The organism is Fusobacterium necrogenes (assembly GCF_900450765.1).
Lineage (GTDB): Bacteria > Fusobacteriota > Fusobacteriia > Fusobacteriales > Fusobacteriaceae > Fusobacterium_A > Fusobacterium_A necrogenes.
Genome location: NZ_UGGU01000003.1, coordinates 1,634,991 through 1,647,296, shown reverse-complemented (window position 1 = coordinate 1,647,296; position 12,306 = coordinate 1,634,991). Strand labels below are relative to the sequence as shown.

At 27.4% G+C, this 12,306-nt stretch carries 12 protein-coding genes; 9 read left to right on the top strand and 3 right to left on the bottom strand.

Translation table 11 applies throughout. From position 1 onward, the window contains the following. The first annotated feature begins 12 nt into the window (after positions 1-12). Genes DYA59_RS07765 through DYA59_RS07745 form a run of 5 tightly spaced genes read left to right on the top strand, consistent with a single transcriptional unit; the run spans position 13 to position 2,923 of the window. Positions 13-891, top strand: a complete 879-nt coding sequence (locus DYA59_RS07765) for a YicC/YloC family endoribonuclease (RefSeq protein ID WP_115270981.1) — start codon at positions 13-15, stop codon at positions 889-891. A gap of 9 nt (positions 892-900) precedes the next feature. Beyond that, entirely contained in the window at positions 901-1,149 is a 249-nt protein-coding gene (locus tag DYA59_RS07760) for an extracellular matrix/biofilm biosynthesis regulator RemA family protein (RefSeq protein WP_115270979.1), read from the top strand. Further along, positions 1,142-1,708: a guanylate kinase gene (gmk, locus tag DYA59_RS07755; RefSeq protein WP_115270977.1), complete on the top strand. Its 567-nt coding sequence runs from the start codon at positions 1,142-1,144 to the stop codon at positions 1,706-1,708. The genes DYA59_RS07760 and gmk overlap by 8 nt, the downstream gene beginning before the upstream one ends. A gap of 14 nt (positions 1,709-1,722) precedes the next feature. Continuing rightward, positions 1,723-1,938, top strand: coding sequence for a DNA-directed RNA polymerase subunit omega (gene rpoZ / locus DYA59_RS07750; RefSeq protein WP_115270975.1), 216 nt, complete (start codon positions 1,723-1,725; stop codon positions 1,936-1,938). 4 nt (positions 1,939-1,942) lie between these two features. Next, positions 1,943-2,923, top strand: coding sequence for an FAD:protein FMN transferase (locus tag DYA59_RS07745; RefSeq protein ID WP_115271538.1), 981 nt, complete (start codon positions 1,943-1,945; stop codon positions 2,921-2,923). Positions 2,924-2,983: 60 nt separating this feature from the next. Here DYA59_RS07745 and DYA59_RS07740 read toward each other — a convergent pair whose 3' ends face one another. Continuing rightward, positions 2,984-4,876 (bottom strand): PTS fructose transporter subunit EIIC, encoded by a 1,893-nt coding sequence (locus tag DYA59_RS07740; protein ID WP_115270973.1) that lies wholly within the window; start codon positions 4,874-4,876, stop codon positions 2,984-2,986. A 176-nt stretch (positions 4,877-5,052) separates the two neighbouring features. Here DYA59_RS07740 and DYA59_RS07735 point away from each other — a divergent pair, with 176 nt between their 5' ends. After that, entirely contained in the window at positions 5,053-7,107 is a 2,055-nt protein-coding gene (locus DYA59_RS07735; protein ID WP_115270971.1) for a BglG family transcription antiterminator, read from the top strand. A gap of 277 nt (positions 7,108-7,384) precedes the next feature. Here DYA59_RS07735 and DYA59_RS07730 read toward each other — a convergent pair whose 3' ends face one another. Continuing rightward, entirely contained in the window at positions 7,385-7,585 is a 201-nt protein-coding gene (locus tag DYA59_RS07730) for a cold-shock protein (RefSeq protein WP_005885129.1), read from the bottom strand. A gap of 248 nt (positions 7,586-7,833) precedes the next feature. Between DYA59_RS07730 and DYA59_RS07725 the strand changes: the two genes are divergently transcribed. Further along, the gene (locus DYA59_RS07725; RefSeq protein WP_115270969.1) at positions 7,834-8,424 is read left to right on the top strand and encodes a ComF family protein; all 591 of its coding nucleotides are present in this window, start codon (positions 7,834-7,836) and stop codon (positions 8,422-8,424) included. Between the two features lie 69 nt (positions 8,425-8,493). Here the strand turns inward: DYA59_RS07725 and DYA59_RS07720 are convergent, their stop codons facing one another. Continuing rightward, entirely contained in the window at positions 8,494-10,044 is a 1,551-nt protein-coding gene (locus DYA59_RS07720; protein WP_115270967.1) for a sodium:solute symporter, read from the bottom strand. 325 nt (positions 10,045-10,369) lie between these two features. Here DYA59_RS07720 and DYA59_RS07715 point away from each other — a divergent pair, with 325 nt between their 5' ends. Both DYA59_RS07715 and DYA59_RS07710 read left to right on the top strand, forming a co-directional pair. Continuing rightward, a complete protein-coding gene (locus tag DYA59_RS07715) occupies positions 10,370-11,383 on the top strand; it encodes a substrate-binding domain-containing protein (protein WP_115270965.1) in 1,014 nt (337 codons plus the stop codon). A 13-nt stretch (positions 11,384-11,396) separates the two neighbouring features. Then, the gene (locus DYA59_RS07710) at positions 11,397-12,305 is read left to right on the top strand and encodes an ROK family protein (protein WP_115270963.1); all 909 of its coding nucleotides are present in this window, start codon (positions 11,397-11,399) and stop codon (positions 12,303-12,305) included. The last annotated feature ends 1 nt before the right edge of the window (position 12,306 follow it).

Below are 12,306 nucleotides of genomic sequence, written 5' to 3'. Positions count from 1 at the left end.
ATGGAGGTTGTAATGAGAAGTATGACAGGTTATTCAAAGCTAGCTTATCAAGATGAAAAATTTGCTTTGAATATGGAACTAAAAAGTGTGAACAACAAAAATTTAAATTTAAGAATAAAACTTCCATATAGTCTTAATTTCTTAGAAGGAGCAATAAGAACGGAGATAGCTTCAAAAATAAGTAGAGGTTCACTAGATTTGAAAATTGAGTTTAGTGATTTGAGAGATTTGGGGAAACTTTTTGATTATGACAAAGAGCAAAGTAAGCAATATATGAGCGTATTACTTGAGATGGAAAAGGATTTTAATGAAAAATTTAGTAACAAAATGGATATTTTAGTTAGAAATTTAGATGTAATAAAGAAAAATGATTTTGAAATTAATGAAAATGAATATACAAATTTTATATTAAAAAAAATAGAAGAGCTATTGATTCCTTTTATTCAAACGAGGGAAGAAGAAGGTGAAAGACTAAAGTTTTATCTTTTAGAGAGATTAGAAGTATTAGAAGTTAACATAGAAGAGATAAAAAAATATAAAGACATAGTTGTAGAAACTTATAAGAATAAATTGTTAGAAAGATTAGATAAAGTAAAAACAAGTATTGAATTTAAGGAAGAAGACATATTAAAGGAGATATTACTTTTTACAGATAAATCAGATATATCTGAAGAGCTTTCTAGATTAGATAGTCATTTAGAACAATTGAAAAAGGAGATTTCTATTAAAGGGATTCCAGTAGGGAAAAAGATTGACTTTATATTACAAGAGATATATAGAGAATTAAATACAACAGGAGTAAAATCAAATCTTTATGAAATTTCAAAACTTATAGTAGAAAGTAAAAATGAGTTAGAAAAAATAAGAGAACAATCTATGAATATAGAATAGGAGGAAGAGATGAAACCAATAAATATAGGATTTGGTAATATAGTTATACAAAGTAGAATTATAGCAGTAATAACTCCTGATTCTGCTCCTAGCAAACGTCTTAGAGATGAAGCAAAAATTGAAAATAGACTTATTGATGCTACTTTAGGGAAAAAGACAAAGACTCTTATAATAACTGATTCAAACCATGTTATAATGTCAGCAATAAATCCGGAGACAATATCACTTAGGATAGAGAAAGGAGAAAAAGATGAGTAGAGGAATAAAAGGACATCTATATATAGTATCGGGGCCTAGTGGTGCAGGAAAGTCTACTATTTGTAGGATGGTACGTAAAATGCTTGGGATAAATTTAGCTACTTCAGCGACGACAAGAGCTCCTAGAGAAGGGGAGATGAATGGTAGAGACTATTATTTTTTGACTAAAGATGAATTTTTAGCTAAAGAAAAAAATGGAGAATTTTTAGAATATGCAACTGTTCATGGTAACTATTATGGAACTTTAAAATCAGAAGTAGAGAGTAGAATTTTATCTGGAGAAGATGTAATATTAGAAATAGATGTTCAAGGAGGGCTTCAAGTAAAAGCTAAATATCCAGATGCACATTTAATTTTCTTCAAAACTCCGACCATGGAAGATTTAGAAAATAGACTAAGAGGCAGGAAGACTGATAGTGAAGAAACTATTCAATTAAGACTTAAAAATTCTATAAAAGAATTAGAATATGAAAAAGAATATGAAATAACAATTATAAATAATACTGTTGAAGAATCTTGTGCAGCACTTAGAAGAATTATAGAGGAAAAATATAATTAATAGGAGATATTAGTATGAAAAAAGAGATAATATATGATGAATTATTAGAAAAAATACCAAATAAATATATATTGACTATCGTAAGTGGACAAAGAGCTAGACAAATAGGTAAAGGAGATTCTCTTTTAACAAAGTGTAGTAAAAAAGATACTGATGTAAAAAAGGCATTTAGAGAGATATTAGCTGGTAAGATAGGATATGAAATAGTAGAGGATAAAGTTGGTGAGTAAATCTATGATAAAAAAAATATTGGCAATTTTTATATTGCCAATTTTTATTTTGTCATGCAGTAAAGATATACTAAAAATAGAGAATAGTAAATTTTTATTTGGAACTTATATAAGTATATCTGTGTATGATGAGGATGAAAAATTGGCAAATAAAGCTATTGAAGCTGCTTTTAAAGAAATAGAAAGAATAGATAACAAGTTTAATAGTAAAATAAGAGGAAGTATTATAGATAATTTAAATTCTGGGAAGAGAAAAGAGATAGAATTGGATGAAGAAGGAATATACCTATTTCAAAATTTAAAAAAAATTTACGAATTATCACATGGAAAATATGATGTTACGATAGGACCATTACTTGAATTATGGGATTTTGGTAGTAAAGATGAGAGGAGATTACCAACAGAAGAAGAGATAAAGAAAGCTCAAAAAAATATAGGTTTTGATAATCTCGTTTTAGAAGGAAATAAACTATTGTTTTCTAAAGATAATGTGGAGATAGATACTGGATCTTTTTTAAAGGGATATGCTGTTGAAAGAGCTAAAAAGATAATGAGGGAGATGGGTGTAGAGAGTGCTTTTATATCTTCAATTTCAAGTATAGAAACAATAAATTTAAAACCGGATGGTAAACCTTGGAAAATAGGAGTAGAAAATCCTGAAAATAATAGAGAAATTTTAGGGATAGTAGAATTAAATAATCAAGGAATGGGAGTTTCAGGAGATTATCAAACTTATATAGAGATAAATGGAAAAAGATATCATCACATAATTGATAAAACGACTGGTTTTCCTGTAGAAGATAAAAAAATGATAGTAGTAATATCAGACAATGCTTTTTTCTCAGATATGTATTCTACAGCTTTTTTCACTATGCCTATTGATGAAATATTAGATTATTCTGATAAAAATAATTTAGGTGTATTGATAGTTGATAAAGATATGAAAATTTATAAAAATTCTAAGATAAATATAGAGTTAAAATGATTATAGATAAAAAATAAAGAGCAAGTAGGTTTATCATACTTGCTCTTTATTTTTAAGTTATTATTTTAAGCTATTTTGAATTAAAGTTTTAGGGTCTTGAATTGCAACTTTAGTTTTTACATCTACTATTTTTATATTTTTAAATCTTTGAGGTTCTTTTATAGCAATATCATGAGCAAATATAATAACTTTTGCATTTTCTACATCTTTTGGAGTTATTCTATTAACAATTCCATTAGCTCCTTGAGTTTCAACTTTTATTTTTATACCTAATTTAGCTGCAGTTTTTTCTAAAGCTTTTGCTGCTAAGAAAGTATGAGCAACTCCTGAAGGACAAGATGTTATTGCTAATACTTCAGCTTCTCCTTCTCCTTGTACACTTTCACAGTTTATTTCTTCCTCTTCAGAATCCTCTTTTTCAACTGCTACTGGTTTTAAAGCATTTACTATTAGTGCAGTAACTAGAGCTCCAGCAACAGTACCGATTATATATCCTATTTTTCCTTCAACTACTGGAAGAACAATCCAACCTCCCCAAGGAGCGTGGTTAATACAGTTCATTAAGAATCCAATAACGTTTCCTACAATTCCTCCTGCAACTATTGCTGGTAGAACTCTTACAGGATCAGCAGCAGCAAATGGAATAGCTCCTTCACTGATACCGATAAGTCCCATTATAGCAGCAGCTTTACCTGCTTCTTTTTCCTCTTTAGTATATTTTTTAGGAGACATAAATGTAGCTAATGCCATTCCTAATGGTGGAGTACAAATAGCTATTCCAACTCCTCCCATTAACCAAGGTTGAGTATCAACTTGAGTTTGAGCAAAAAGTGTAGCAACTTTGTTGATAGGTCCACCCATATCAAATGCAGTCATTCCCCCTAGGATAGTTCCTAATAGAACTTTTCCACTTCCAGCCATTCCAGCTAACCAACTATTCATAGCTTCCATCATACTTGCAATAGGGTTTCCAATTATCCAAATAACAACAGAACAAACTAAGAAAGTTCCTATTAATGGATAGATAAAGATTGAACCTAGAGATTTCATACTATCTGGTAATTTAATTTTCTTTAAGTTTTGAACAATAAATCCAGCTATAAATCCGACAATAATTGCACCTAAGAATCCTGTTTTATAGTTTTGTACTGCTATCCAAGAACCAATCATACCTGGTGCTAATCCTGGTTTATCAGCTATTGAGTAAGCTATATATCCTCCAAGTATTGCAGTGAAAAGAGTAAGTCCTGCAATTCCCATATCTGCCATCTCTTTTAAGAATCCACTATCTGGAACAGCACCTTTTCCTGATAACATAACTGCTAGTGATAAAAGAACTCCTCCTGCAACTATGAATGGAATCATATGAGATGTTCCAAATAGTAAGTGTTCTTTCATTCTATTTAAAGTTTGTTTAAAGTCTTGTTTTTCTGTTGTTTCTTGAACAAAGTTATTTTTCTCAACTTTTTCTTCTACTTTTTCCTCTTCAACTTTTTCATTTTTTAAGATTACATCTAAAAACTCTTTTTTAGTTTTAGCATTTTTTAATTCATCTAAGAATCCATCTTCCATAAATAGAGTAGTTAAATTTGATAAAACCTCTATATGAGTAGAACCTTTTTCTGAATCTGGAATAGCTATTAAGAAAGCTAATTCAACTTCATTGTCTTCATCAACTGATTCCCAATTAGTAATTTTATTTTTTAATCTCATTGCTGAGATTTTAGCACTTTTAACTGTTGTAGATTTTCCATGTGGTATTGCTAAACCATCTTCTAATCCTGTTGGAGATTTTGTTTCTCTCTCCATTACAACTTTTAAAAACTCATCTCTGTTTTCTAAAACACCACTTGCATTTAAAAGGTCAACTAATTTTTCAATAGCTTCAATCTTTGTTTTACACTTTGAATCAAGAATAATTAAATTTTCATCAATTAAATTTCTAAAATTCATTACTTTTACCTCCACTTATATTTTATAGTATGAGTATAACAAAATTTTACTTGTTTGAATAGAATCTAAAAAATTCAAAAAAATATGATTTTTTTTGACTTTATATGTTTTAATTTAGTTGATTTTAATATTTTATGATATAATTAATATAATAACAATTTGTAAGGAGAAAGCAGATGACAAATAGAATGTTAGATATATTAAAAATACTTTTAGAAAATGAAGGAAAATCTTCTTATAAATATCTATCAGAAAATCTTTTTATAAATGAAAGAAGTATTCGGTATGATATAGAGAAAATAAATGAACTTCTTTCTGAAAGTCATTTTATAGAGATAGAAAAAAAGTCTAAAGGGGAACTTTTTTATTCAAATTTAAATGTACTTTCTGATGTAATCTCTTTCTTTCAAAAAAATATCTCTACAGATGAAATAAAAGATGAAATAGTATTATTTAAAACATTATTTCAAGAAAAATTGAATTTAAAAGACCTAGGTGAGGAGTTAGATGTTAGTAGAACAACTATAAAAAATATTGTAAGAGAGATTAGAGAAAAATTAGAAAAATACAATTTGAAATTAGAAACAGAGATTCAAAAGGGATTAATCTTAGTTGGAGAAGAGGGAAATATTAGAACTGCCCAATTAAAATTTTTAAATAAGTATTTTAATTATTTTTCTTCTAAACATTCAGAGTTTATAAAAAAATTATTAGATGAGATTTTTTTATTAGAATACAAGGAGATTTCTAAAAAATTTATAGATATTCTAATGGAAGAAAAAAATATTTTAATTGCTGATGAACCTTATTTAACATTTCAAAACTATATTTGTATTATGATTTGGAGATTAAAAAATAGTAAGGTTTTAACTAAGATAGAAAATGAGAATTTTTTCAAAAGAACTGCTGAGTATTCTCAAATAAAAAATAATATAAAAATTATAGAGAAAAATTTTAATATTTTTATGAATGATATTGAAATTTTAAAATTAACTGATTTATATTTAGGTTGCCATAATTATTGTAATGAAAGTAATTTTTATAATTTTTGGATAGAGATTGATGTTTTAGCAAAAAAGATAATAGAAAATTTTTCAATAAATATAGAGATTGATTTAACTAAGGATAAAGATTTGTTATATGGAATTATAAATCATTTAAAACCGACAATTCATAGGTTAAAAAATAGTATTTCTCTAGAAAATTCTATTTTAACTGATTTTTTGAAAAACTATAAACCTATTTTTGAAGCTACAAAAAAATCATTATCTCCTTTGGAAGATTTTATAGGAATGGAGATTACTCCAGATGAGATAGCTTTTTTAGGGACTCATTTTAAAAGTGCCATTGATAAAAATTTCTCTTTGGAGAAAAAAGTTTTAATTGTTTGTGGTTTTGGTTATGGAACATCAAAACTTTTGGCACAACAATTAAAAAATGCTTATAGTGTTTTTGTAAAAGATATAATCCCAATTTATAAGTTAGAAGAGTATGATTTAGATGAAATTGATTTAATTATTACTACATTACATTTAGATAATAGTTTTTCAAAACCAATAGTACAAGTTAATACTATTTTATCTAATGAAGATAAAATAAATTTACAAAAAGCTGGATTACAGGAGCAACAAAGAAAAATTAAATTCAGCAATTTAATAAAAATAATAGAGAAAAATACCCTTATTACAGATTTTGTAACATTAAAAAAAGGGTTGAAAGAATTTATAGGGGATTTACTTATTGATGACACTAGTAGAAATATTCTTTCACTTTCTGAGCTTTTAAAGAATAATATTATTTTACAAAGTGATTCTAATAATTGGAAGGAAGCTATATTAGAGATAGGTGAGATGTTAGTAGATGATGGTTCATGTGATAAAACATATATAGATAGTATGATTAAAAAGATAGAAGAATATGGTTCATATATGGTTACTAATAAAAAAATTGCTATTCCTCATAGTAAAAATGATAATAATGTTTTTAAAACTGTTATGGGATTACTTACTTTAGAAAATGAAGTTATTTTTCCAGGAAATCTTCCTGTAAAAACAATATTAGTTTTTACATCTATTGATGGAGAGGAACATCTAGAAGCTTTAGCTGATTTTATGGATTTAGCTAATAATCATAATTTTTTATCAAGATTAGATGAGTTTACAAATATTAGAAAGGTAAAAGATACTATTAAAAAGTTTGAATTTTTATCTAAAATAGGAAAAAATGAGTAACTACTCAGCCAGTAAATTAATTTAAGAAAACTCAAAGAGTTGTGTAATTTATGAAGAGAAGTTAGATTAACTCAGCGAAATCGAACGCTAAAAAATGCAATAAGTCAAAAGACTTAACCCTTGCATTTTTAGTGAGATAAGCTCATAGTTAATCAACTTCTTGAAATATGGAACAATTCTTAGTTTTCTTTTTAAATCATAAATAGCTGAGTAGTAACAAAAATAAATAAAAGAGAGCGACGATAATCGCTCTCAAAAAATTCATATTTATAAAAAACTAAGCAACTTTAACGTCTACAGCCATAGGTCCTTTTTTACCTTCTGTAACTTCGAAAGTAACAGCTTGTCCTTCTTCTAAAGTTCTGAATCCTTCTCCTACTATTCCAGTGAAGTGTACGAAATAATCAGCACCATCTTCGCTAGTTACAAATCCAAATCCTTTTTCTTTGTTAAACCATTTTACAGTTCCCTTTAACATTTTACAACCTCCAAAAAATAAAAAACTTCTCGTTCGAATAGTAGAATTTATAAAATTCAGCTCCCTAGAACAATTAAATAGATTATACATCAACTATTCAATAATATCAAGTATTTTTTATAAAAAAAATATTGAAATATTAGGAAATAAATGATCTTGAAAAATTACTAAACAGTTTATTTGATTTTTATTCATAAAAAATGTATAATTATAATAGAGATATAATTAAATTTAGGAGGAGAAATGAATTGGAGATACATCCTATGATAATAGAGGGAAATTGGAAAGAAGGATATACACTTGATTATTTTATGAGAAAAAGTAATTATCAAGGTGAAGATATATTTGGATATCCGATATTTGATGTAGAATACACAGATATAGGGAAAGCTTTAAATGAATTAAAATATCATAAAGAGTATAATAGAGCTATTGATATAGCTGAAGCAGTAGCTAAATTTATAAAGGAAGATTGGAGATTAGAGGAGAAAATTGATGGAATAGTAGCCACGCCACCTACACATTATAGAGAGATACAACCTCTCTTCCAAATAGTAAAACATCTTGGCGAGAGTTTAAATAAGCCAATATCATTAGATTTTTTTAGAAAATTATCGTCTGAAGAGATAAAAAAACTTCCTATAGAAAAGAAAATGGAGCTATTTAAAAATAGTATAATAAAAGAAAGGAAACTAACAAAAAGAGGGAGCTTACTTATAGTAGACGACCTATTTACAACAGGAGCAACACTTAAAAATCTATGTGAACTTTTAAAAGAAGATATATATGTAGATGATATATATATATTGACCATTTGTAAAAATATTAAGAGTGAATAAAAAGATAAGCCTCATTAGTACTGAGGCTTATCTTTTTTTTGAGAGATTTTTTACAAAGTAAAGTTAAGATTAAATAGATAATTTACTATCTTCTTTCATATTTTTAATAGAAGAATAAGTTAGACCTTCTATTTGTTCTGAATTTGGTTTTCCAGTTACAAATGAAGCTAAAACAGATGTAACAACACTTCCTGCTATAATTAAGAAAGATATCATAAATTCAAATATTTGTGGTTTAACATAACCAGGAATAACATTGGAAGCTATGTTCATTGGATTAGTTAGATATATAGCTATTAATATAGAAACCATAAAACCTATCCAAACAGCTTTTGTATTAACTTTATCAAAGAACATTCCAACTAGGAATACTCCAGCAATAGGACCTCCTAATAATCCAGTAATAGCTTGGAAATATAAGAACATATCTCCTTGTCCAGCATATAGGAAATGTACAGCTAGTATTGTACTTAAAATTCCTACTACCCAGCTTGAGCCTTTAGCGAAAGATAATTTTTGTTTATCATTCATATCTGGTCTTAAATGCTCTAAAATATCAGCTGTCATACAAGTAGAAACAGAGTTTAAGCTTGAAGATACTGTAGATTGTGCAGCAGCAAATATAGCAGCAAGAACAAGTCCAGAAATACCAGTAGGTATATATTGAATTACAAAATATGGTAATATGGCATTTCCATTTATTCCAACTGGAAGTTGAGCTTTAAATTTGAAGAAAATAAATAGTGCAGATCCCATACCAACAAAAATAAATATACTAGTACAAAGTAATGGGATATTCATAAATAAACTTTTCTTAGCTTCTTCTTCATTTTTTGTAGTATTGTATCTTTGAACAATATCTTGGCTTCCAACATAAGAATAGATAGAATTAACAAATCCACCTATTAACATAGTCCAAATACTAATTTTAGCAAGGTCTAAGCTAAAGAAATCACCATTTAAAAGCATACCATTATCAGAAAGAGACTTGAATCCTTGAGCGACTCCTTCTGGAGCAGCTGTAAATCCTGCTATAATGATTAACAAAGCTCCAAGTAATAAAACAATTGTTTGAATAGCATCAGACCATAAGACTGCCTCAATTCCTCCCATTGAAGTATAAGCAACACAAAAAATTGCAACTCCAATAGTAAGTATTACAGGATTTAAACTTGGAAGAGCTTGTTGTAATGCTAATGTTGGAAGATAAAGTACTATAGCCATTCTAACAACATGGAAAAGAATAAAAGCTAAACTTCCAATAAGTCTAAATTTGTTATCAAATCTTTTTCCAAGATATTCATAAGCTGTAGTTACATTAACTCTTCTAAAGAAAGGTACAAATACAACAGCAGCAACCCAAACAATAGGAATAATTCCTAAAGGTGCCATTCCTAATAACCATCCTTTACTGAAAACAGAAGCAGGGATAGCTATAAAAGATATAGATGATAGCGCAGTTGCATAAATACTACAAGCAGTTACCCAAGCAGGAACTCTTCCCCCTGCTTTAAAGTAATCTTCAGTAGAATTAGCTCTCTTGGAGAAGTAAACTCCAACCATAAACATACCAATAAAATAAAGCAAAATAACAATCCAGTTTAGCCAATGCCAATTCATAAAAAGCCTCCTTAAATATTCTAAACTATGTTCTCGAGAACATTTCTTTGAGAAAATATTAATATATTTTTTAAAAAAAGTCAATAATTTTTTAAAAAAATGTTTATTTTTTGTTTTAAAAGAATATTAATAATATATTTTAGATTAAAATAATAATTAAGTTGTTAAACAACATAAAAATATTATGTATAATCAGTGTAAAAAAAAAGAAAATATTATTCTAAAATCGAAAAATATAACTTTGGAAATATTGACAAATAAAAGAAAAAAAGGTATATTATACTAAAATATGAACATGTAACTTAGATTTGGGAGATAGATAGTTATGATAACTCAAAAGGAGATTGCTAAAAAATTAGGAATTAGTAGAACAACGGTTGCTAGAGCTATCAATGGTAGCTCATTGATAAAAGAAGAAACTAAAAGAAAAATTTTAGAATTAGTCAAGGAAATGAACTATGAAAAAAACTATATAGGTAGTTCATTAGGAACAAAAAAACACAAAAAAGTATATGTGTTAGTAGTGAAATCTAAAAATGAATTTTATACTCAGGAAATTTTGCGTGGAATAAAGGAAGCTTTTGATGAATATAAAGCTTATAATTATGAAGTAAAAATAAAAACAACTGATATAAATTCTCCTAATAATCAGATAGATGACTTAAAAGAGGTGTTAAATGAAAAGGATATTGATGGATTAATAATTACACCATTAGATAAGAAAAAAGTATATCAAGTATTAACTCCTTATTTAGAGAAAATAAAAATAATTTCGTTAGGAATAAGATTAGATAAAAATATCCCACATGTAGGTCCAGATCATAAAAGACAAGGAAGAATAGCAGCAGGATTAATGTCAAAATTATTGAGAAAAAATGAAAAATTACTAATAATAGATAATGGTGATGATAAGGTTTCTTCAAAACTTTATTTAGAAGGATTTTTAAAAAGAATGCAAGAAGATGAGATTATTATAGAAGGACCTATAAAATGTAATGGAATAGAGAATAGTTTATTTTATCTAGAAAAAAAATTAAAGGACGAATCTATAAAAGGATTGTATATGAATAGATATGCACATGATATTTTAGAAAAGCTTCCAAGAGAGTTGTTATTCAACAAAAAAATTGTAACAAATGGGATTGGAAAAATGATAAAAAAATTATTAAAAGAGAAAGTAATTTCGTTGACAGTTATGGAAGAAATAGCATCAGAAGGGTATATGGCTGGGAAAAGAATGTTTGAAATGTTATATAAAGATAAAAGTTTAGAAAATAATTGGGATGTATCAAAATCTCATGTAATATTTTATGAGAATTTAGAAGATTATAAAAAATAATTATGGAGGAGTAATGAAGGTAATAGGAATTGATGTTGGTGGAACAGCTGTAAAATATGGGCTATTAGAAGAAAATGGAAAGCTTTTAGAAAGTGGAGAGTTTCCAACAGAAGCAGGAAAAGGAATAGAAAATCTTTTTGAAAATATGTGTAAAGTTATAGATAAATATATGTCTAAAGATATTTTAGGAATAGCTGTTTCAGGAACTGGACAAATAGATGGGAGTATTGGAAAGATAATAGGAGGAAATCCTATAATTCCTGGATGGATAGGAACAAAATTAGTAGAAAGACTAGAAAAAAAATATTCTTTACCAGCTGTTTTAGAAAATGATGTTAATTGTGCAGCACTTGGTGAGAAATGGTTAGGTGCCGGAAGAGAAACGAATAATTTTGTTTGCTTAACTATAGGAACAGGAATTGGGGGAGGAATTGTTCTTAATGATGAAATCTTTAGGGGAGATACTTGTGTTGCTGGAGAATTTGGACATATTCAAATAGAAAAGGATGGAGAACAATGTCTTTGTGGTAAAAAAGGATGCTATGAAAGATATGCTTCTGCTACTGCATTAGTTAAAATGGTAAGAGAAAAAACTGGAAAAAATTTAAATGGGAAAGAGATATTTGAACTTGAAAAATCTGGAGATAAAGAGATAAAAAAAATTTTAGATAAATGGATAGATTATTTTACAGATGGACTTAGTACAATTGTTTATATTTTTAATCCTTCATTAATAGTTATTGGTGGTGGGATAACAAAGCAAGGAAATTATTTATTAGATAGAATATTAAATAGTTTAAGTACAAAAGTTGGAGAAAATTATAGAAAGAATTTAAAAATAAAATTTGCTGAATTAGGAAATAATGCAGGAATGTTAGGGGCAGAATATTTACTTTTAAAAAAAATTGGTAAAATAAAATAGG

Bases quoted from the DNA above. Each gene is read 5' to 3' on its own strand.
- DYA59_RS07740 (WP_115270973.1), bottom strand. From the start codon at position 4,876: ATGAATTTTAGAAATTTAATTGATGAAAATTTAATTATTCTTGATTCA.
- DYA59_RS07760 (WP_115270979.1), top strand. From the start codon at position 901: ATGAAACCAATAAATATAGGATTTGGTAATATAGTTATACAAAGTAGA.
- DYA59_RS07745 (WP_115271538.1), top strand. From the start codon at position 1,943: ATGATAAAAAAAATATTGGCAATTTTTATATTGCCAATTTTTATTTTG.
- DYA59_RS07715 (WP_115270965.1), top strand. From the start codon at position 10,370: ATGATAACTCAAAAGGAGATTGCTAAAAAATTAGGAATTAGTAGAACA.
- DYA59_RS07765 (WP_115270981.1), top strand. From the start codon at position 13: ATGAGAAGTATGACAGGTTATTCAAAGCTAGCTTATCAAGATGAAAAA.
- DYA59_RS07720 (WP_115270967.1), bottom strand. From the start codon at position 10,044: ATGAATTGGCATTGGCTAAACTGGATTGTTATTTTGCTTTATTTTATT.
- DYA59_RS07730 (WP_005885129.1), bottom strand. From the start codon at position 7,585: ATGTTAAAGGGAACTGTAAAATGGTTTAACAAAGAAAAAGGATTTGGA.
- DYA59_RS07735 (WP_115270971.1), top strand. From the start codon at position 5,053: ATGACAAATAGAATGTTAGATATATTAAAAATACTTTTAGAAAATGAA.
- gmk (WP_115270977.1), top strand. From the start codon at position 1,142: ATGAGTAGAGGAATAAAAGGACATCTATATATAGTATCGGGGCCTAGT.
- rpoZ (WP_115270975.1), top strand. From the start codon at position 1,723: ATGAAAAAAGAGATAATATATGATGAATTATTAGAAAAAATACCAAAT.
- DYA59_RS07710 (WP_115270963.1), top strand. From the start codon at position 11,397: ATGAAGGTAATAGGAATTGATGTTGGTGGAACAGCTGTAAAATATGGG.